22 protein-coding genes and 3 pseudogenes are annotated in these 18,515 nt (G+C 67.8%); 13 read left to right on the top strand and 12 right to left on the bottom strand.

Annotation, left to right across the window (positions count from 1 at the left end):
* Positions 1–415: 415 nt before the first annotated feature.
* Positions 416–997 carry a suppressor of fused domain protein gene (locus ABD140_RS38780; RefSeq protein ID WP_344247857.1) on the bottom strand — a complete coding sequence of 194 codons (582 nt, stop codon included), beginning with the start codon at positions 995–997 and terminating at the stop codon, positions 416–418.
* 316 nt (positions 998–1,313) lie between these two features.
* The gene (locus ABD140_RS38775) at positions 1,314–1,925 is read right to left on the bottom strand and encodes a TetR/AcrR family transcriptional regulator (RefSeq protein WP_344247855.1); all 612 of its coding nucleotides are present in this window, start codon (positions 1,923–1,925) and stop codon (positions 1,314–1,316) included.
* Positions 1,926–2,005: 80 nt separating this feature from the next.
* Here ABD140_RS38775 and ABD140_RS38770 point away from each other — a divergent pair, with 80 nt between their 5' ends.
* From ABD140_RS38770 to ABD140_RS38760, 3 genes are read left to right on the top strand one after another with little or no spacing between them, the layout of a single operon-like run.
* Positions 2,006–2,446, top strand: coding sequence for a nuclear transport factor 2 family protein (locus ABD140_RS38770; RefSeq protein ID WP_344247853.1), 441 nt, complete (start codon positions 2,006–2,008; stop codon positions 2,444–2,446).
* On the top strand, positions 2,443–2,652 hold the full coding sequence (locus tag ABD140_RS38765; RefSeq protein ID WP_344247851.1) for a heavy-metal-associated domain-containing protein: 210 nt from the start codon (positions 2,443–2,445) through the stop codon (positions 2,650–2,652). The genes ABD140_RS38770 and ABD140_RS38765 overlap by 4 nt, the downstream gene beginning before the upstream one ends.
* Complete coding sequence (locus ABD140_RS38760) at positions 2,649–2,840, top strand: helix-turn-helix domain-containing protein (RefSeq protein ID WP_344247849.1); 192 nt, start codon at positions 2,649–2,651, stop codon at positions 2,838–2,840. Before ABD140_RS38765 ends, ABD140_RS38760 begins: the two co-directional genes overlap by 4 nt.
* Before the next feature lie 314 nt (positions 2,841–3,154).
* Here ABD140_RS38760 and ABD140_RS38755 read toward each other — a convergent pair whose 3' ends face one another.
* Both ABD140_RS38755 and ABD140_RS38750 read right to left on the bottom strand, forming a co-directional pair.
* Positions 3,155–3,739, bottom strand: coding sequence for a pyridoxamine 5'-phosphate oxidase family protein (locus tag ABD140_RS38755; protein ID WP_344247847.1), 585 nt, complete (start codon positions 3,737–3,739; stop codon positions 3,155–3,157).
* A 32-nt stretch (positions 3,740–3,771) separates the two neighbouring features.
* Entirely contained in the window at positions 3,772–5,238 is a 1,467-nt protein-coding gene (locus ABD140_RS38750) for an MFS transporter (protein WP_344247845.1), read from the bottom strand.
* A 171-nt stretch (positions 5,239–5,409) separates the two neighbouring features.
* Between ABD140_RS38750 and ABD140_RS38745 the strand changes: the two genes are divergently transcribed.
* The 3 genes and pseudogenes from ABD140_RS38745 (at position 5,410) to ABD140_RS38735 (ending at position 8,348) form a co-directional block, all read left to right on the top strand.
* Complete coding sequence (locus tag ABD140_RS38745) at positions 5,410–6,333, top strand: LysR family transcriptional regulator (protein ID WP_344247842.1); 924 nt, start codon at positions 5,410–5,412, stop codon at positions 6,331–6,333.
* A gap of 583 nt (positions 6,334–6,916) precedes the next feature.
* Positions 6,917–7,742 (top strand): annotated as a pseudogene (locus ABD140_RS38740) (IS5 family transposase).
* A 63-nt stretch (positions 7,743–7,805) separates the two neighbouring features.
* Positions 7,806–8,348, top strand: a complete 543-nt coding sequence (locus ABD140_RS38735) for an MOSC domain-containing protein (protein WP_344247840.1) — start codon at positions 7,806–7,808, stop codon at positions 8,346–8,348.
* A gap of 484 nt (positions 8,349–8,832) precedes the next feature.
* Here ABD140_RS38735 and ABD140_RS38730 read toward each other — a convergent pair whose 3' ends face one another.
* The 4 genes from ABD140_RS38730 to ABD140_RS38715 all read right to left on the bottom strand — a co-directional run bounded on the left by ABD140_RS38730 (position 8,833) and on the right by ABD140_RS38715 (position 11,527).
* Positions 8,833–9,159, bottom strand: a complete 327-nt coding sequence (locus tag ABD140_RS38730) for a hypothetical protein (protein WP_344247838.1) — start codon at positions 9,157–9,159, stop codon at positions 8,833–8,835.
* A gap of 115 nt (positions 9,160–9,274) precedes the next feature.
* Positions 9,275–9,460 carry a hypothetical protein gene (locus ABD140_RS38725; RefSeq protein WP_344247836.1) on the bottom strand — a complete coding sequence of 62 codons (186 nt, stop codon included), beginning with the start codon at positions 9,458–9,460 and terminating at the stop codon, positions 9,275–9,277.
* A gap of 277 nt (positions 9,461–9,737) precedes the next feature.
* Positions 9,738–10,385 carry a response regulator gene (locus ABD140_RS38720; RefSeq protein WP_344247834.1) on the bottom strand — a complete coding sequence of 216 codons (648 nt, stop codon included), beginning with the start codon at positions 10,383–10,385 and terminating at the stop codon, positions 9,738–9,740.
* Positions 10,382–11,527 carry a sensor histidine kinase gene (locus ABD140_RS38715; protein ID WP_344247832.1) on the bottom strand — a complete coding sequence of 382 codons (1,146 nt, stop codon included), beginning with the start codon at positions 11,525–11,527 and terminating at the stop codon, positions 10,382–10,384. Before ABD140_RS38715 ends, ABD140_RS38720 begins: the two co-directional genes overlap by 4 nt.
* A gap of 195 nt (positions 11,528–11,722) precedes the next feature.
* Between ABD140_RS38715 and ABD140_RS38710 the strand changes: the two genes are divergently transcribed.
* Positions 11,723–12,247: a DUF6326 family protein gene (locus ABD140_RS38710; protein WP_344247830.1), complete on the top strand. Its 525-nt coding sequence runs from the start codon at positions 11,723–11,725 to the stop codon at positions 12,245–12,247.
* Between the two features lie 60 nt (positions 12,248–12,307).
* Here ABD140_RS38710 and ABD140_RS38705 read toward each other — a convergent pair.
* Positions 12,308–12,538: pseudogene (locus ABD140_RS38705) on the bottom strand (hypothetical protein); the annotation flags it as partial.
* 204 nt (positions 12,539–12,742) lie between these two features.
* Positions 12,743–13,666 (bottom strand): NmrA family NAD(P)-binding protein, encoded by a 924-nt coding sequence (locus ABD140_RS38700; protein ID WP_344247828.1) that lies wholly within the window; start codon positions 13,664–13,666, stop codon positions 12,743–12,745.
* Between the two features lie 102 nt (positions 13,667–13,768).
* On the opposite strand from ABD140_RS38700, the gene ABD140_RS38695 reads away from it, so the two are divergent.
* On the top strand, positions 13,769–14,371 hold the full coding sequence (locus ABD140_RS38695; protein WP_344247826.1) for a TetR/AcrR family transcriptional regulator: 603 nt from the start codon (positions 13,769–13,771) through the stop codon (positions 14,369–14,371).
* Positions 14,372–14,741: 370 nt separating this feature from the next.
* Here the strand turns inward: ABD140_RS38695 and ABD140_RS38690 are convergent, their stop codons facing one another.
* Positions 14,742–15,029, bottom strand: coding sequence for a hypothetical protein (locus ABD140_RS38690; RefSeq protein ID WP_344247824.1), 288 nt, complete (start codon positions 15,027–15,029; stop codon positions 14,742–14,744).
* A gap of 202 nt (positions 15,030–15,231) precedes the next feature.
* Between ABD140_RS38690 and ABD140_RS38685 the strand changes: the two are divergent.
* The 3 genes and pseudogenes from ABD140_RS38685 to ABD140_RS38675 all read left to right on the top strand — a co-directional run.
* Positions 15,232–15,578, top strand: a pseudogene (locus ABD140_RS38685) (recombinase family protein); the annotation flags it as partial.
* A gap of 33 nt (positions 15,579–15,611) precedes the next feature.
* On the top strand, positions 15,612–15,800 hold the full coding sequence (locus tag ABD140_RS38680; protein WP_344247820.1) for a hypothetical protein: 189 nt from the start codon (positions 15,612–15,614) through the stop codon (positions 15,798–15,800).
* Positions 15,801–16,190: 390 nt separating this feature from the next.
* Complete coding sequence (locus tag ABD140_RS38675) at positions 16,191–16,694, top strand: hypothetical protein (protein ID WP_344247818.1); 504 nt, start codon at positions 16,191–16,193, stop codon at positions 16,692–16,694.
* Between the two features lie 430 nt (positions 16,695–17,124).
* On the opposite strand, the gene ABD140_RS38670 is transcribed toward ABD140_RS38675, so the two are convergent.
* On the bottom strand, positions 17,125–17,622 hold the full coding sequence (locus ABD140_RS38670; RefSeq protein ID WP_344247815.1) for a winged helix-turn-helix transcriptional regulator: 498 nt from the start codon (positions 17,620–17,622) through the stop codon (positions 17,125–17,127).
* Positions 17,623–17,696: 74 nt separating this feature from the next.
* Here ABD140_RS38670 and ABD140_RS38665 point away from each other — a divergent pair, with 74 nt between their 5' ends.
* Positions 17,697–18,293 carry a dihydrofolate reductase family protein gene (locus ABD140_RS38665; protein ID WP_344247813.1) on the top strand — a complete coding sequence of 199 codons (597 nt, stop codon included), beginning with the start codon at positions 17,697–17,699 and terminating at the stop codon, positions 18,291–18,293.
* A partial coding sequence (locus tag ABD140_RS38660) for an MBL fold metallo-hydrolase (RefSeq protein ID WP_344247811.1) occupies positions 18,287–18,515 on the top strand: 229 nt, incomplete at its 3' end. The genes ABD140_RS38665 and ABD140_RS38660, both read left to right, overlap by 7 nt.

The following is an 18,515-nucleotide window of genomic DNA, read 5'->3' as shown; positions in this document are numbered from 1 at the left end:
ACAACGAGTACCTCGAACGGCAGCTCGCGGCGTGAACTAACCGCAAATAAGCTGTCCGGAATCGGCAGGGCACATCAGCGCCACCCGGACCAGAGCGGGCGCTCACCCGCCACCAGGCTGCAGAGAGCGCGATTTACCGACGCTCGCCTTACAGGGTCACGGTGCACACCTACACGCATGAGTGATCAGGAGGCAGCCGAAGACGAGGCAACGCCGTCCGGGAGCGAACTCGGGATCAAGCGGCCAGAGGGGTCCTCAGTGAACTCGCCCGCGCTGCAACCGTCGGAGACGGGGAGAAGCTGTGAGAACTCCACACACGGTCATCACGACCGCTACCCGAGCGAAGAACTGACGACAGTTGAATGCGTGAGTTCCCGGTCGAGGGCTGTAGAAGCCGTTGTCGTCACAGGGCGGGTCAAACGACGGACGGGCGATGGGGATCGGTGGGAACGATGCCGGCTTGATCGAAGCGGTCTTCGAGTGCTTCGTGGCCGTGCTCGCGGCGGAACTCCATTTCGGCCGTGGTGACCGGGAGCGTCCAGAGCAGGCGGGCGTGTCCGGTGGGCACAGGGCAGTGTTCGAGACCGGGACCGTGAAGGTAGGGCAGGCAGATGAGGAGGTGGTCGCAGGCGGAACCTGGAACCCATGGGCGCCCGATAGGCATGCCGTGTTCGAGGTCGAGGCGATGGGAGAGGTGGTAGTAGGCGACCATTGCGAGCAGTTCGGCGAAACTCTCATCCCGCACGGGTGCTGACAGTATGAACTCCCGGCCGTGCCCGTCGTCGTTCACCGCACCCCAGCAGCCGGCGGTGACGTAGGTCCAGCCGTCGACCCGTGATCCGGGGCCTGCGGTCAGGATCCGGAATCCGGGCAGAGCCTCTCGTCGCCCGGTCCCGAGGTCATAGCGAGTGGAGTCGATCGGATGGCCGGAGAAGAAGTTGCGCACATGGGCTTCAACCGCCTGGATCGCCTCTTCATAGGTCACGCCGTCCTTCATGCGGCAGATCATCCCAACTTCCAGGCAGTTCATGACAGAGGGTCATCTCGGCTCTCGAGATCGACCGAATTCGCGACAGTTGAATACGTGACTCCGCCAGTCGGAGACCCCACCTGGGTGAGGCGGGTGTGAGCCTGCTGATGCTGATGGCCAAGCCCCCGGCACAAGAAGGCCGAGAACGTGCGCCGCTACTTCCGCCCCTCGGCCGAGGTGATTGCCGAACTCACCAGTGCGCTGGGGCCCGGCTGATCACCTCCTGGCGGGATGGTCCAGGAGGCGGGCCGTCGGGACTTGATCGCGTAGGAACTCCTCTGGGCTACTGAGAGCAGGAGGAACCGTCTTCTGGGGCCGCACCGAGCATGCGCAGCACGCTGGTGCGAAGCGCGTGTTCGGCTTCCTGGCCGGACATTCGGCCGGCTTGCTGTTCCTCGCTTGCACTGTGGGCGAGCTTCACGGTGGCGGCGACCAGCCAGCCGAGCGGGAGCCGATCGTCGAACTCCCCGGTCTGCTGGCCGCGTTCGATCACCTGCCCGATCCGGTCGGTGACAGGCGAATGCCGGTCATGGTCGGCCTGGGGGCTGATCGGCAGTGCGCTGATTCTCTGCAGCAGTGCGGGGTAGCGGTGAGCTGCCTGCTTGCTGGCGTCGAGCAGGCGCAGCAGAGCGTCAGTGGCCGGTCCGGCCTGAGGTTCGATGGCATCGATGGCGGCGACGACCTCCTCGGTGATGCGGTCGGCGACCGCAAGCAGCAACTGCTCTCGAGAGGGGAAGTGCGCGTAGACGGTCTGGCGGGTCACGCCGGCGGCCGCGGCGATCGTTTCCATTCCGGCATCGGGCTGGGCGTCGAGGATCTGGACGGCGGCGTCCAGGATGGCGGCCCTGCTGCGGCGGGCATCGGAGCGACGGTTGCGAACCGGGGACGAGGACATCTCTTACACCTTGCCAAATTTATAGACCTGGTCATATCTTACAGCGTGTAAGAGATCGTGCGTCCGCCGACAGGAGCACCATGCGCACACTTGCCGACACCGATCCGAAGCAGTTCATCGCCGACTTCTTCAAGTCTTTCCACGAGGAGTTGCTGCAGAGCGACGAGGATCCAGCGCTGGTCTTCGACCGGTACCACGCTCCGGACATCGTCCAGGTCGCCGACGGTCACCGGATGGACCGCGAGAAGCTCATCGCGCACACCCGTCCGATACGTAAAACCCGACCTAGTAACCGGACAGAGGTACACGAGGCCATCGCAAACGGTGACCGGATCGCTGCCCGCTACACCTTGCACGTCCAGCGACGCGGCAAGTACCTCGCGATCGAGGTCTGTTTCTTCGGGCGGTTCACCGCCGACGGGCGGATGCGCGAAGCGCACATGCTCACTCGGACCGTCCCTGCCGCCGACCCGGACCAGGCGGCGCCCGCCGCATCCGGCGGAAGGGACGCATCGGCATGACCGAGAGCAGTTACACCGTCGCCGGTATGACCTGCGGACACTGCGCCGCCTTCGTCACCGAGGAGATCGAACGTATCGTCGGCGTCACCGCCGTCGTGGTGGACGTCGATACCGGCAGGGTGTCGGTGACCAGCGACGAGGGCCTCGACGCCGAGGACGTGCGCGCCGCCGTCGAGGAGGCCGGCTACGAACTCACAGGGGCTTGAGCTTCCCCCCGTTCGGCGGTCTGCCCGCCTGTGCGGACGTCGTCGACGACGACGAACGCGCCGCGATCCTCGACCGCCACCGACGCGGGGAATCCATCCGCACCATCGCCGCCGGCGTGAAAGTCTCCATCGGCGTCGTCCACAAGACCATCAGCGAAGCCCGAGCGGCCGCAGACCACAGTCCATAGCCGCGACCCGCATACGGACGGCCAGTCACGTTAAGGAGCCTGGTGGGCGGCTCTTAATGTGACTGACCGTTCCATTGCTGCTCAAGCCCCTGGCCCGCTACGTCACCACCTTGGCATTCGGCATCGCCGTGCAAGTCGCGAGCGGCGCCGGGCCGCGAGGAACTCCAGGAGATGGCCGACGCCGCCCTGCGCAACTGGCCCCTCACCTGAAAACCGCACCGGCGCCCACTCCCGCGACGACCGCTCACCGTGACCTCGGTTCCCGCCAACGTCCCTTTGCCCGTCCAGCATCAAGAATGGTCCGCCGCGGAATGTCAGTCGGCGTTACTAAGGTGTTCGGCCGTGAGATCTCTCGTCGCACCTGGGACACCGCGGTTACCGTCGGTCCCGCTGCCGGCCGAGAGGAGGTGCCAGGTAGTTCCCGGTTGCCAGAGGGTGCTGTGCAGGTCCGAACCGCGGACCAGCTGGACGCGCCACGGTTCGATGCGGATCACCTGGTAGGCGGGGTCGTCGGGGCCGCCCCGCCAGTAGCGGACCGGATCGTAGCCCACGCCTGACGGACCGCCCTGGAGGTAGAGATCCCAGGCATGGCGCCTGTCTGTCGCGGAATCGGCCCAGGTGGAGAGGGCGTCGACGTGGACGGCGTTCTGGCGGGGATTCCAGTAAGAGTACGTCGTGTGCGGGCTGTTCGCCAGATGCGCCGTTTTGACGGGCGTCCTGTACGCCGCCAGCCAGCCGACGGGACGGCCGTCGACGACCTCCCAGACCGGAAGCAGGACCCTGGCGCGGGGCCGGCCCTTCCGGTCGACGGTGATCATCGTGGCGTACTTGATGTCGCGTATGTAGCTGAAGAAGGTGTCCTGAAGGTCGGCGAAGCCGTCGACTCTGGTCGTGGGCATGTGGATCACTCCTTCGTGGCGTGGGTGTGGTGTCAGCGGGAGACGGGGATCTCGGATTCCCGGTCGCCGGCCGGTCGCCCGTACTCACCGGTCGTACGGCCGGCCGCGGACCGGCGGGAGCGCATTCCGAATGCGCTGATGAGGGCCGCGAGCAGGGCCGCTGCGAGCGGCACCCAGAGCGCCGCCCGGTAGCCGTCGAGCAACGCGGTGGGTGAATCCGACACGGTGGCAAAGACGTTGACGGTCGCGGTCGCGGAGAGGCCCAGCGCCGCACCGAACTGGAACGAGGTGTAGAGGAGCCCGCCCGCGAGGCCCTGCTCCTCCTCCTTGACGTCCTTGGTGGCGACGATCGTGAGCGGACCGTAGGCCAGCGCGAAGGCGACACCGAGCAGGAGCAGGCTCGGGAGCATGGCGAGGTAGGTCCAGTCGGCGCCGACCGGCAGGAAGAGGGCGTACGACAGCGACGCCAGGAGCAGCCCACCGAGGATCAGCCTGGCGTTGCCGAAGCGGGCGACGAGCCTGGGGACGAGGAGCGGCGAGAGGATCGCATCGACCCCGATGACGATCATCGCGAAGCTGGTCTCGAGCGTCGACCAGCCGCGCAGCTCCTGGAGATAGAGGACGACGAGGAACTGGAAGCCGAAGAAGCCCGCCGCGAAGAGCAGCCCGGCGGCGTTGGCGCGCACCAGGGAGCCGTTGCGGAAGATGCCGAGCCGGACCAGGGGGTCAGCCGAGCGGCGTTCGACGGCGACGAACGCGGCGAGGGCGGCGAGGCCCGCCCCGAGCGTGCCGACGGTCCACGCGGGCGACGTGTGGCTCGCGCGTTCGACGCCGAGGACCAGGAGCAGGATCGCCACGGTGATGGAGAGGCCGCCGGCGAGATCGAGGCTCTGGCCGGCGCGGTCGGGTCGCGGCGCCTTCGGGACGAGGACGAGCGCGGCGAGCAGGATCAGGGCGGAGAGCAAGCCCGGCGCGAAGAACACCCAGCGCCAGTCGACCGAGGTGAGCAGGCCGCCCACGACCAGTCCGATCGAGAATCCGCCCGCCGCGGTGCCGGAGTAGAAGAGCAGCGCCTTGTCGCGTCGCGGGCCCTCCTCGAAGCCGGTGGTGATGATGGACAGGCCGGCCGGGGTCATGAAGGCGGCGGCCACTCCGGTGGCGAATCGAGCGGTGACCAGCATCCAGGTCTCCGTGGCGAACCCGCCGAACCCGGAGAAGACCAGGAAGACCGCGAGCCAGAAGACGAACATCCGGCGCCGCCCGAAGAGATCGGCGGCGCGCCCGCCGATGAGCATGAAGCCGCCGTACCCGAGGACGTAGGCGCTCATGACCCACTGCAGTGATCCGGTGGACAGGCCGAGATCGGCTCGGATGGAGGGCAGGGCCACGTTGAGCATGGCGACGTCGACGCCCTCCAGGAAAATCGCACCGCACAGGACGAGCAGCACGCCCCAGTCGCGGGCGCTGAGCGGGACGGGCGCTGTTTTTTGCGCACTCATGTCGATTCGACTCCTGAGCAAGGGTGAGAAAAGGGGGGCCGCCTCGGTGCGGCTTTGGGCTTTCCCCGGCGGCTCCCTCACTCTCGGCCAGGGCGCCCGACCGGAACAACGACGAAGATCTCGATGTTCGTTCAGCCGGGCTTACCGATCCGGTCTCACCTGGGAGATGTGATGGAACGCGATGAAGTCGAGTGCTTTCTGCTGCTCGCCGACGAGCTGCACTTCGGCCGCACAGCTGACCGGATGAGGCTCTCCCGCGCCCGGGTGAGCCAGCTGGTGCAGCGCCTGGAGCGGCGCGTCGGCGCCCCGCTGTTCGTGCGCACCAGCCGCCGCGTCGCCCTCACCTCCTTGGGCAGGCAGTTGCGCGCGGACCTGGGGCCGCACCACCGCGCCATGGAGGCCGCCCTCGCCCGTGCCGTCGCCACCGCCCGCGGTGTCGACACCGTGTTGCACGTCGGATTCTCCAACCCGCTGACGGGCGAGATCGTGCTGAAGGCGACGGAGGCACTGCGGGTCAGCCATCCCGGACTCGCCGTGGAGATCTGCGAGATCCCGCTGTCCGACCCGTACGGCCAGTTGCGCAGCGGCGACTTCGACATCCAGTTCCAGGAGTTCCCCGTGCGCGAGGACGACCTGAGCGGCGGCCCGGCGCTGTTCGCCGAGGAACGCGTCCTCGCCGTCTCCTCGACGCACCCGCTCTCCGCACGGGACTCGGTGTCCATGGAGGACCTCGCCGACACGCCCCTCCTGACGATCGCGGGTGAACTGCCGGACTACTGGCTGGAACAGCACGTCCCGTCGCACACTCCGCTCGGCCGCCCGATAGCGCGCGGCCCGGCGGTGACCAACATGCAGGAGGCCCTGATGCTGGTCGCGGCCGGCCGAGGCGTCCTCCTCGCGGCCGCCCACACGATGACCTACTACACCCGCCCGGGCATCTCCTACCTCCCCCTCACCGACGCGGACCCGGTCAGATACAGCCTGGTCTGGCGCATGGGCGACAGCACCGCCGCAATGACCGCCTTCACCGAAGCCGCCCGCCGATCAGCCCGCCAACTGACGCAGGCAGCCCCCCGCACAACCCTCCCGACCTGATGCCCCCTGCAATCGGCCCCGATGGGGCGCGGCACCCTCGCACGGATACCCGCCGCTTCAGTGTTGCCGAACAACGGAGTCCGCCACCTGTTCGGCGCACTCGTCCTGGCCACCGGCAGGTTCTGAGAGGGTGCGCTCGTCCAGTCGGCGCAGCAGTGCCTCGGGCCGCAGCGGGTCGGTGGTCAGGCGGCCAGGCCCCAGGGCGTGGGGTGGTGGTGCGGGTCTCGCGGTCGAGGACCAGGCGGCGGTGGAGCATCAGGATGCCATAGACCTGTTCGACCACCCACCGCTTGGGCAGCGGCACGAACCCGCGCGTCTCGGGGTCGCGCAGCACGGTGACGACCTCGATGCCCAACCGAGCGCCGTGGGCGGCGACGGTGTTCTTGAACCTGGCGTCCACCCGCGCGGTGGCCACCCAGGGGTTGTCGATGGCGACGCGGCCCAGCAGTTCGGTCCCGATGGCGTTGTCGTGGGTGCTGGCGGTGCTCACCGTCACTGCGATCACGCAGCCCAGCACGTCCACCGCTAGGCCGTGTCGTCAAAGTAGGGGCGTAGTGGTCTGCTGGTGTGGACGGTGTAGGACGTGGTTCGTCGTCATGAGCTGACCGATGCCGAATGGACGGTGCTGGAGCCGTTGCTGCCCAGGCAGGCGATGAGTCGTCCGCAGGCCGATGACCGGCGGGTGCTGAACGGGATCGTGTTCGAGTTCCGCTCGGGTGTGGTCTGGCAGGACGTTCCCGAGCGGTACGGGTCCTGGCGCTCCCTGCACACCCGGTTCCGCAGGTGGGCGGCCGATGGCACGTTCACGGCGATGCCGGCCGCGGTGCAGGCGCGGGCGGATGCGGTCGGGGACGTCGATTGGCTGGTCTCGGTGGACTCCACCATCGTGCGCGCCCACCAGCACGCGGCTGGGCTCGAAAAGGGGGCGTCAGGCACTCGGCCGCTCGAGAGGCGGTCTGACCTGCAAGATCCATGTGGTGTGTGACGGGCGAGGTCGGTCGCTGGCGTTCGTGCTGACCGGCGGGAACGTCAATGACTGCACCCGGTTCACGCGCCTGATGGACGCCTTCCGGGTGTCCGGACTCGGGTTTGGCCGGCTTTGGGTGCGACTTGATCGTGTGATCGGCGATAAGGGTTACAGCACCAAGGCCATCCGCGCCCATCTGCGCTGCCGCGGTATCGCCGTGACGATTCCCGAACGCAGGGACCAGGTCCGCGACCGGCAGTGGCGCGGTAGCCGCGGTGGTCGGCCACCGGTCTTCGACAAGGGCTTCTACCGGTAGCGCAATGTGGTGGAGCGCTGCTTCAATCGGCTTAAGCAGTGGCGGGGGATCGTCACCCGTTACTGCAAGACCGCCGACTCCTTCCAAGCTGCGGTCACCCTGGCCGCTCTGCTGATGTGGCTGTGACACTTTGACGACACGCCCTAGGCTCATGGCTGATCATGGTTGCCGACGAGGGGGTTGCGGGGTATGAGCGGGCGAGTGACGGCGGTCAGCAGCAACGGGGAGTATTCGTTCACCAAGCCGAACCGGAACAGCGTCAGACTGCTCGCCGGTCTCGGTGTGGAGGGGGACGTGCATGCTGGTGTGACGGTCAAGCACCGCTCGCGCGTCGCACAGGATCCCACCCAGCCGAACCTGCGCCAGGTCCACCTCATTCATGAAGAGCTCTTCGCCGAGGTCGGTGAGGAAGGCTTCAAGGTGGCGCCCGGCGAACTCGGCGAGAACATCACCACGGGCGGCATCGATCTGCTCGGTTTGCCGGTCGGCACATTGCTGCGCATCGGCGATTCCGCCGTTCTGGAGGTCACCGGCCTGCGCAATCCCTGCCTGCAGATCGACAACTTCCGGGACGGGCTGCTGAAGCAGGTCGTCGGCCGCGACGAGGTGGGGAACATCGTGCGCAAGGCCGGAATCATGAGCATCGTGAGGGAAGGCGGCGTAGTGCGCCCCGGCGACACGATCGAAGTGGAGCTTCCCAGCGGTCCGCACCGACCCCTGGACCGGGTCTGACCAGTATCACCCGCCCGTGACCGTTACGTTTTGATTCTGAAATGCCACACAGAGCTACTTTGAGGCTCGTCGCACCAACCCGAGCGGAGGGCCGATGAGGCCGCTCCGGCGTCACGGTAAGGCGGCTTGGGCCAAGGAGGCGGATGTGAAACCACGGCTTCTTGCGCCCCGAGCGAGCGCGCTGTCAAGCGGCGTCACGTTGCTGGACGGCGGGGCGAGAGGCCTGGCCCCGGCGGGCTCGCCGTAGCGGCCGGAGGGCCATTGGACGTAGGCACTGGTGCCGGACTCGCTGGTGGTGTTGCTGTTGGGCAGCACGATATCCAGGACCTGGCCGACGCTGCCCGGCTCTCTGAAGATGACGGCGGGCCGCTGGGATTGGTATGGACCGTGGTGTCGATGGCCAGCGTGCCCGTCGCCGCGTGCGCGGGCGCAGCGGCGGGCAGCGCGCACAACGCGGCGGCGAAGAGGCCCAGGCGATGATCTCCTAGCCTTCGGCGAACGGTTCGTCGCTCCACCGGAACCAGGCTTGGTCGTCCTGGATGTGAAGCAAGAACTCGGCGACAGGCCCATGCGGTGCTACCAAGCGCACCGTGCTGGCAATCTGCTCATAGATCGCTTCCCATGTCTCGTAGTCATCATCGAGGTGATCGAGAAGTGCCAGCTCCTGCGAGAACAGCGGCTCCAGGTCAGGGAACGCCGGACCGGCCGCGAACCGGCCGTTGAGCCACGGCCAGTCTGCGGTCTCGATGGTGATCGCGCCGACCAGGTCGTCCTGCCGCATGAGTCGCCAGATGCCGCCCTTGAACCCCACGCGGACTCCCTCTCTCCAGCACCATGGAATACCGGGATCCACCCTACGGATCACCACCGACAGTGACTGAGCCCCCAGTGCGCAGCGAGAATACGGTCCCGCAGATTACGCGACCTCACCAGTTCTGGACCCCACCGAGTCGGCGGGCAAGGCCACCGGCTACGACGCGGCGCTGGTCCGGGCCGAGGAAGTCGAGGTCGAGATCGAGGACCGGACCGGGTGGTTGCAGGCCGAGCGTGACGCCCTCGCGCGGCGGATCAGCCTGGCGGTTCGCATCGCCACCGACCACCTCGAAGTCCACCCCCACCTTCTGCCTGGCACCTGCCCCGCCTGCGCCCTGATCGTCGCGCTGGAGATCGCACCCGTGGTCGCCGCCGACCTGCTGCGTGACAGGGTTCGCCGCAGCCCTGGCCGGCCTACCGGGTGTGGAGGACCGGCTGGGGAAGGTCGATACCTACGGGTTCGACTACATGACCTCGGGCGCCGGGCAGATTCAGAAGCGGGTGGCCTCGGACACGGTCATGCTGCAGCAACAGACCCACGACCGGCGATAAACGGCGGCGGAAGCCTTTGCGGCGTCAGATGCGGCCGGTCTCGTGGGCCCACATGGCGACCTCGACGCGGTTTCGGGCGCCGAGCTTTCGCATGAGGCTGGCGAGGTGGGCTTTGACGGTGCTCGGGGTGATGTAGAGCTCGCCGGCGATCTCATTGTTGGTGCGGCCTCGGGCTACAGATACGAGGACTTCCTCCTCGCGGGCGGTGAGCGGCTCTATCGGCTGCCTCGGTGGTGGGGTCTCTGCGTGGGCGAAAGCTGCGAGCAGCCGGACGGTCACGCTGGGCGCTATCAGTGCGTTCCCGTCGGCGGCGGCATGGATGGCCTGGGTCAACAGGGCGGGTCCGGCGTCCTTGAGTAGGAACCCGCGGGCGCCGGCTTTGAGCGCCCCGTGGACGTACTCGTCGAGGTCGAAGGTGGTGATGACCACGATCGGCAGGGGGTCGGTGACGTCGGGGCCGGCGAGGCGCCGGGTGGCTTCGATGCCGTCCATCAGCGGCATCCGGATGTCGAACAGACCGACGTCGGGGCGCAGCTGGAGCGCCAGGCGGACTGCCTCGCGCCCGTCGGCGGCCGCGCCGACCACTTCGATGCCGGGTTGGGCGTCGAGCAGCATGGTCAGCCCGGTGCGCACGATGGGCTGGTCGTCGGCGATGAGGACCCTGATGCTCATCGTGGCGTCCCGGTTCGGGGCAGGACCGCCTCTACCCGCCAGCCCCGCTCGGCGGCGGGGCCTGCGTGGAAGGTGCCGCCGAGTAGTGAGGCGCGTTCCCGCATGCCCACCAGGCCGTAGCCTGCCGGGGCGCGGCCGCCGGCGGCGGAGCCGTCGTCGTCGATGGTCAGCCGTACCTGGTCGGCGTCGCCTGTGACGGCGACGGTGACCCGGGTCGCGTGGCGGGCGTGCCGTCGAGCGTTGGTGATGGACTCCTGGGCCAGGCGGTAGATCGCGGCCCCGACCGCCGGGCTGAGGTCTTCGAGCTCGCCGAACAACGTCACCTCGACGCAGGGACGCGTCCGGCCGTCGGTGGCGAGCTGCTGGACCTCGGCCACGCCGGGCTGCGGCGCGAACTCGGTGTCCTTGGGGGAGCGGAGCACACCGACGATGGCGCGCAGCTCGGTGAGGGTGCGGGTCGCTGCGTCCTCGATGACGGCCAGGGCCTCGAGGGCACGCTCGGGGTGGGAGGCCGCGATGGCACGTCCTGCCTGGGCCTGGATGGCGATGCCCGAGACGTGGTGGGCGACGGTGTCGTGGAGTTCACGAGCGAGCAGTTCGCGTTCGCGGGCCTTGGCTTGGTCGATGTCGCGGATGCGGATCTTCGTGCGGTAGCGGATGGCGGCGCCGAGCGCGGCGGCGAACAGGAAGAACGCGTATCCGGCGACCGTCTCCGTCACGCTGCCCGATTCGGCGACGCAGGTGATGGGCAGCCAGAGCAGGATGACGCCGAGACCGCTGGCGGCTTCCCGGCCGGAGCCCCACCGGAACAGGGCGTAGGCGATGACCAGGGTGGCCGAGACACTCGAGGGCAGAGTGCCTTGCGATCCGGTGAGGACTCGGACGATGTCGACCACCGTCACCGTGCTGAAAGCCACCACGGCCGCGACGAGCGGGTGCGTACGTCGCCACGGAAGGGGGGCGACGACCGCGAGCGCGGCGATGAGCAGCAGCGGGAGCGGCGCCATGTCCTCGCGGAGCACCGCTTCCAGCACGGACCAGCAGATCAGTACCGCGACCAGGGCCCGGTCCCGCAGCCTCCGGTCCGGGGGATTCGTGGGTCGAGGTTCGGCCCACAGCGAGCGGAGTGCGTTGGTGGCCACCTTGATCAGCCTAGGCAGCCCGCGTGTTCGGTACATCCGCCGAAAGTACAAAAGGCGTGTTCGGCGTATCCGCCGAAAGTACAAGAGGTCGGTTGTGCCAACGACCAGATCGGATCAGGCTCCGGGGCTGATGTGCCCGCCGCCGACATCCGTGAAGGTGGGAGCACCCACCTGATCAAGCCAAGGAGCACGGTGATGAGAACGCCTCAATCCCACACCGCACCAGGGAATCCGCCGTCCCAGAGCACGCTGGAAGATCTGCGCCTGCCCGTGCAGGCCAAGCTCGCTGCAGCATGGACCAGTTTCATGTTCCTCTACATCTACGTCGACTACCTCGCCCTGTACAAGCCCGGCTTCGTGGACGACCTCCTGGCCGGCATCGTCCACGAGTTCGACCTCGGCCCGACCTTCGTCGCCATCGCGCTCACGCTCATGGCCATCCCGATCCTCATGATCCTGCTCTCCGCGACACTGCCCGCCCGTGCCAACCGCACCATCAACCTCGTCGTGGCAACGCTCTACATCCCCGTCTCGGTGTTCAACGCGGCAGGGGAGCCGTGGTCCTACTCCTATTTCTACGGCCTCTCCATCGGACTCGAGGTGCTTCTTCTGGCCTTCATCCTGCGCTCCGCCTGGAACTGGCCACGCCGCACCGCATCACCGGCGAGTCTGGCAACCGGCCTCGACAGCGAGCCGCTCCGCCCGCCGCAGCAGGCGTGACCGCCCGCCCTGCGCCCGACCATCCTTCGCTCACGCCACCCGCGGGCACGGCCGCCTGTCTCAGCGGGTCTGTAACGGTTTCGGTGTAACCGTCATGTCCGGTGTTATCGGTGTCCGGCGGCCAGGCGGCCAGGCGGCCAGGCGGCCGTCGAAGGCGAGCTCGAATGCGTTGAGTGCGGCTTCCCATCGGTTGGTCCAGCGTTGTCGGCCTCGACCGGTGGGATCCAGGCTCATCACGGCGAGGGAGACAATTTCGAGGGCCGCCTGCTCGGACGGGAAGTGCCTGCGGGCGTTGGCGGCGCTTAGCGCTCATACCCGGACAGATAGTCCTTCTGGCGCCCATCTCTGCGTAGCGGGCTCCTCCGTGAACGTCTGGCTCCCGCGAGCACCGGATCACCGGATGCCGTTCCGGGCCTGGCGGATGGCAGTCACCCGCCAGCCGCGAGATCTGCAGCGAGACCGCGTTGGACAGATCAGGGGCATGGGTTTGCCGGGTCAGGCCTGGGCGTGCATATGCTTCTGCGCCCATTCCTCGAAGCTGGTGAGCGGGATGCCGAGGTCTCTGGCGTACTGCGGGCGGCCGGGCTGTTCGGCCACGTTCAACCATTCGTGTGAGGCGCCCATGGCGGGCATGCCGGCGGAGAGGGCTTCTTGTTCGGTCATGTCCGGCGCGGACAGCGGTGTGCCCAAGGAGCGGGTGAGGATCTCGGCGATCTCGGCCATCGACAGATGGTCGCTCGCGAACTCCAGCTCGATCCGGTCGAATCGCTCCGGGTCGGCGATGGCCGCGGCGGCGGCCCGGCCGACGTCCTCGGTCGCGACGAGGGACAGCCGAGTCCGGGGCTTCAGGACGCTCACCAGGCCTCCTTCGACACCGCGCGGGAACAGGAATGCCATGGAGGGCAGGAAGTTCTCCATGAAGAAGCCCGGCTTGATGAGCGTCCAGCGAGGGAATCCGGCCACGCGCAGGTGGTCCTGGATCGCGGCCTTGGCGGTCATGGAGGGTTCCACCGAGGCCCAGCGGCCCTCGGCCCAGCCGGGAGTCTGGGTGTGCTGCCCGGCGCCGACGGTGGAGGTCTGCACGAACTGCGGCACCCCGGCGGCCTTCGCGCCCTCGATGAGGTTGACGGCCTGGGCCACCTCACCCGCGAAGTCGAAGCCTTCGGCGGTCACGGCGGCCATCTGCACGGAGAAGACGGCGCGGGCGCCCTCAGCCGCCCGGACCACGGAGCTGCGGTCCTGGAGGTCGCCGGCGACAAGTTCGGCGCCGAGCGTTTCGACGGCCCTGGCCCGGGCCGAGGCGGGGTCGCGTACCAGCGCGCGGACGGGGACGCCCGCCGCAAGCAGGGCGCGGGCAGTGGCCCCGCCCTGCTTGCCGGTGGCGCCGGTGACCAGGACGGGCGCGGAATCTGTGGACATGGTGCTCCTCGGATGCTCGACCACATAAACGGTGGGCCCCGCCGTTTATGTTCCGGTACGATATGGCGGACCCCGCCGTTTTACAACCCCGGAGGTGGCGCCATGCCCGACAGCCAGCGTGCGGACGCCCGGCGCAATCACGCGCGCATCCTCGCCGTGGCCGAGGAGGAGGTCGCCGCCCACGGCTTCGGCGCATCGCTGGAGCAGATCGCCCGCGCCGCCGGGGTCGGTTCGGCGACCGTGCGCCGCCATTTCCCCACCCGGCGCTCCCTGCTCGAGGCGGTCTCCCGCAAGAGGATCGAGGCCCTGCACGCCCGCGCCATCGACCTGGCCGGCGAGGGCGACAGCCGGGACGCGCTCCTGCAGTGGCTGGGCGACCTGGTTGCCTACTGCGTCGCCGCCCGGGGGTTGGCGGCCGCGCTGTCCTACGACGGCACCGAACCCGACCCGGCCCAGCAGAACAGCTGCTCGGCGACCCTGGAGGAGGCGGCGGGCCCGCTGCTGCACCGCGCCGTGCGGGACGGCGCGGTCACGCCGGACGTCACCATCGCCGATCTGATCACGATGGTCGTCGGCATCGCCCTGGCCACCGAACACCACCCCGACCCTGCCGCCCAGGCCGACCGGCTTTTCCGACTGGCAGTGGCGGGAGTGAGCCCGCAGACGGACCGCCCCGGCGAAATCGGCCCGAAACTCGGAGGGTAGCCGGGACGCATTACTGCACCCCGGCCCCCTCAGAACCGCGCGTGCCGCTCCTCGGGGTGTCGGCAACGAAACTGCCATGAGGTACGCGCGTCTGCTCCAGCTCAGGTCAGCGCTGCAGATCGCCGGGCGCCGGACCTGTCAGAGTCTGCTCCGTCCGGTGATCACAGCCCATACGACCTGGGGAAATCCAATCGCATGTACTTCATGGCACGAGTCTTACCGACACCCCAGCTCGTCGCGGACGAAGGGATGCCGCTCGGCCTCCAGCCGCTCACGGAGACCGGAAGAACCGCCTCACGGTCACCGAACGCCGCCACCGCCTCCACCGCACGGCAGCGCACCAGCGAATCGGCATCATCGATCAGGTCGATCAGGAACGGAAGCCCGGCCCGCACGGCCGCTGGACGTCCCCGGCCAGGTGCCCAGGACGGTTCAAGGTCTCCTTGCAGATCTCTCCGAGGAGAGAGATCGACCTCGGCGCTTGGATTCCGGCCTTGATTAACCGGACCAGGTAAGGGATGACGTAGAGCGTGACGGGATAGACGGTGTCCAGGTTGAGGATGCTGGAGCCGCGCCCCCACCGCTCCGGTCCGACCGCGACCCCTGCCATACGCCGCAACCGATTCCGCGTGCCGCACTCGGGATCGATCTCGTCCACAGGGGGTCGTCCAGGACGTCGAGCAGCCCCACGTCGTTCATGAGCGAGGATCTTGCCAGGCTACCCGGACACTTCACACTCAGGCGGATGTTCCGTAAGGGGATCCCCCGACAGAACACCACCCGGCCAGAACAGGACCCCAGGTCAAGGTGTTCCGTATAGCTGTTCCGGTGAAGGCCCCTTATCCGCAACACTTGAGCGCGTGAACGCCCCCTGCGGCACCGACGGACAAGACGTCGTGATCCAGACCGAGCAGCTGCTCGCGCTCGGCGTCCCGCAGGGCCGCATCTGCATCGACCGCGGATTCTCCGGCACCAACCACCGCAACCGGGCCGGCCTCGACCAGGCACTCGCCGCCGTCTGGGACGGGACGGTGTTCACCGTCACCGAGTTCGACCGGTTCGCCCGCAACATGGCCGAAGCCAACGACCTGCTCACCGACCTGTCCGGCCGGGGCGTGCTGTTCGGCCTGGGCGCCAGCGTCTACGACTGGAGCGACCCTCCGGCCGACTGTTCCTCCAGACCCTCGCCGTGCTCGCCGAGTTCGAAGCCGGCATCGGACACCAGCGCACCCGCGAAGGCATGGCCCTGACCAAGAAGAACGGCAAGCTCAAAGGCAAGCAACCCGAACTGTCCGAGCCCGCACGCCGCTCCATCCGCCGCCGCTACGCCGAAGGCCGGATCTCCCTTGCCGACCTGGCCACCGAGTACAGCGACGGACGCTCCACCATTCACCGCATCATCCGCGGGAACCCCGAAAGCCCCAAGTAGAACGTAGGCTCACTACCGCGGCCGATCACCCGTACCTGACGGCGCCCGGCACGAGGAAGTACGAGCGGCCTTTCACAACGAAGGCGTCCAGCGCCGCCCTCGCACGCATCCAAGGGTTAAGCCGGGCCCCCTCCGGACCGTACTCGGGGTCGAGGAACCTGCGGGCAGTCGTTAGCGGTGAGATTGGTCTTGGCTCTCGCGCGTCCCGGAATCCGTCCCGGCTATCAAGCCGGGCCAAGTAGGTTCCAGGACGACCGCAAGCCGTGGTGGCCCTGAGGCCATGTCCTGTTCCCGCCAACGCCCAGGGTTGCGGAAATGCCGCGGATTCCACGGAAGTGTCGGTCGGCGTCGCTAGAGTCGATCGACTTGAGCCAACCGTGGAGGGTACGCATGGGTGGGCTGCTCGACAGTGCGGACCTAGAGGTCCAGGCCGACTACGGCATGTTCGGGATCGCCGACCCCGATGGCGAGGAGGTCGATGTTCCCGCGGGTAACTGGTTGTCCACGGGGCGATCAGGGTTCCTCGTCAATGTCGCCTCCGACCTTGCTCACCCGGCGGTGAGATTGGAGTACTGGCAGGGCACGCCGGCTGATCCCGTCGAAGAGCATGAGGTCCAGGAGACCTTCCGCCTGTTCCTGCCGACCGGGGAGTTGGCCCTCAACCAGATTTCCCTCGGCTTCGAACACGACGTGCTGACCGTTCCGGCCGGACACCACCGGGTGCGGATCACCGGCTGGGGACGCGAACGGGTCCAGTCCACGGTCCAAGAGCTCCGGGTACGTCACCCTGGCCTGGATAGCCCGGAGCGGGAGGCCGGCTACGAAGCCCTGGCCGGAACGGAGCACTATTTGGTTCAGTTCCAACTCGACGAGTCCACCGCAGTGCCGGGCTGAGGAGCCCCGACGTTGGCACACGATCCCACACGGATGTCCTTCAACCTCCAGGACGTCGGAGCATGAGCGGTTCGGTCGCCTCGCTCAGGCCATGATCACTCTCAGCGATAACGAGCTCAATCCAGCCCGCTTAGCGGGACTTTTCGTTCCGATGTTCGCCAAGCCCCGAACACCAACCCGAGGAGACATCAGCTTAGCGATAACCACCCCGATGTCCCTTTTGGCTTGACACATACCGGAGACGGGGACGTTGAACGACCTCGTCAGCAACCAGGATCCTGCAAGGTCGGAGTTCAAAACGGCTCTGGGGCGTTGCGGAGTCATCCGATGTCGGGCAGGCGGTGCGTCTGTCTCATGGCGATGTCTTGTGCGCGGTGGCGGCAAGCCGCCGGAGCTGAAGAAGGCCAGGGCGGGAGCCGTTCCATCACCGTCATTCGGCGTGTCCTTGCTCGGCGGCTGCGGCGTAGGCGGCGGCGAGGCGCTCGAACGGGCCTGGACCGTCGTGCGACTTCGGCGGGGCGCCGAGGTGGCGGACGCGGAGTTCGTCCATGAGCTCTTCGATGAATGCCGGGCCCTCATCGCGCATGAGCTGCTGTCGGCTGCGGAGTTCGTTGTTGCCGGAGCTCCAGTCGAGGCCCCAGTTGCCGAGTGCATAGATGATCGGAAGAGTCTGGATGCCGGCTTCGGTGAGGCTGAAGCGCGCGCGCTGTCCGCGGACCGCGGTGCCTCGGGTGAGGATCCCCGCATCGACGAGTCGCTTGAGGCGGTCGGCGAGGATGTTCGAGGCGATGCCCTCGATCGACCCGGTGAGTAGCGCGCGGAAGTAGCGGCGGTCGCCGAAGATGACGTCGCGCAGCACGAGCAGCGACCAGCGGTCTCCGAGCACCTCGATGGTGGCGTTGATCGGACATCCGGACCGTGGTTCCACGATTCCTCCTTGACGGGCATTTCACTCCCTCTATAGTAGTTGCAGAATGCAATCACTAGAGGGAAGGAGAGTTGGTGGGACGTTTCGTTTATTCGATGCAGGTGTCCCTTGACCTGCGGATCGAGCAGGTTCCGGGGGACAACGGCGCCGGCGAGTGGCTGCGCATCGACGAGGAGCTGCACCGCGAGGCCAACGCGCAGACACAGGCGCTCGCGCTCATGGTCCAGGGCCGGGCCTACTACGAGGCCATGGAGGAATGCTGGCCGCGGGCACGCGAGGACGCCTCGCTGCCGGATGTCATGCGTGAGTACGGCGAGATCTGGACTGCCAAGCCCAAGGTGCTCGTCTCCCGCACGCGCCGCAGTGCCGATCACAACACTCGGATCATCGGCGGAGACGACGCCATCGAGCAACTCGCAGCCCTGCGGGCCGAGACCGACGGCAGCATCAGTGTGGGCGGCGCGGCGCTCGCCACACAGCTGCTCCGGGCCGGTCTTCTCGACGAGCTGCTGCTCTTCACCCATCCCGCGATCCTCGGCTTCGGCAGGCCGCTGTTCGACGACTACGACCTGCCGATCGATCTCGGCCTGTTGGAGCAGCGATCGTTCGAGCGGGGCGTCACGATGCATCGTTACGCCATCCGGGATGCGAAGGAGGCGAGCTCGTGCTGAGACCGGTCGCCGAGGGCGTGCTGGTCCACGAGAGCGAGTTCGTGCAGAGCAACGCCGTCGTGGTGCAGGGCCGGTCTGGTGTGCTGCTCATCGATCCCGGGGTGACCGGCTCCGAGATCGACTGCCTCGCGAATGACCTGTCCGAATGGGGGCAGCCCGTTGTGGCGGGGTTTTCCACGCATCCGGATTGGGATCACCTGCTCTGGCACGCCCGGCTCGGTG

The organism is Actinocorallia libanotica (assembly GCF_039525175.1).
In the GTDB taxonomy this organism is placed as follows: domain Bacteria; phylum Actinomycetota; class Actinomycetes; order Streptosporangiales; family Streptosporangiaceae; genus Actinocorallia; species Actinocorallia libanotica.
Note: the sequence above shows the minus strand (reverse complement) of the source record. Positions and strands in the feature narration are given on the sequence as shown.

Coding starts and splice junctions, on each gene's coding strand:
- ABD140_RS38780 (WP_344247857.1), bottom strand. CDS start 997: ATGAAGGACGGCGTGACCTATGAAGAGGCGATCCAGGCGGTTGAAGCC.
- ABD140_RS38775 (WP_344247855.1), bottom strand. CDS start 1,925: ATGTCCTCGTCCCCGGTTCGCAACCGTCGCTCCGATGCCCGCCGCAGC.
- ABD140_RS38770 (WP_344247853.1), top strand. CDS start 2,006: ATGCGCACACTTGCCGACACCGATCCGAAGCAGTTCATCGCCGACTTC.
- ABD140_RS38765 (WP_344247851.1), top strand. CDS start 2,443: ATGACCGAGAGCAGTTACACCGTCGCCGGTATGACCTGCGGACACTGC.
- ABD140_RS38755 (WP_344247847.1), bottom strand. CDS start 3,739: ATGCCCACGACCAGAGTCGACGGCTTCGCCGACCTTCAGGACACCTTC.
- ABD140_RS38750 (WP_344247845.1), bottom strand. CDS start 5,238: ATGAGTGCGCAAAAAACAGCGCCCGTCCCGCTCAGCGCCCGCGACTGG.
- ABD140_RS38745 (WP_344247842.1), top strand. CDS start 5,410: ATGGAACGCGATGAAGTCGAGTGCTTTCTGCTGCTCGCCGACGAGCTG.
- ABD140_RS38735 (WP_344247840.1), top strand. CDS start 7,806: ATGAGCGGGCGAGTGACGGCGGTCAGCAGCAACGGGGAGTATTCGTTC.
- ABD140_RS38720 (WP_344247834.1), bottom strand. CDS start 10,385: ATGAGCATCAGGGTCCTCATCGCCGACGACCAGCCCATCGTGCGCACC.
- ABD140_RS38710 (WP_344247830.1), top strand. CDS start 11,723: ATGAGAACGCCTCAATCCCACACCGCACCAGGGAATCCGCCGTCCCAG.
- ABD140_RS38700 (WP_344247828.1), bottom strand. CDS start 13,666: ATGTCCACAGATTCCGCGCCCGTCCTGGTCACCGGCGCCACCGGCAAG.
- ABD140_RS38695 (WP_344247826.1), top strand. CDS start 13,769: ATGCCCGACAGCCAGCGTGCGGACGCCCGGCGCAATCACGCGCGCATC.
- ABD140_RS38680 (WP_344247820.1), top strand. CDS start 15,612: ATGGCCCTGACCAAGAAGAACGGCAAGCTCAAAGGCAAGCAACCCGAA.
- ABD140_RS38675 (WP_344247818.1), top strand. CDS start 16,191: ATGGGTGGGCTGCTCGACAGTGCGGACCTAGAGGTCCAGGCCGACTAC.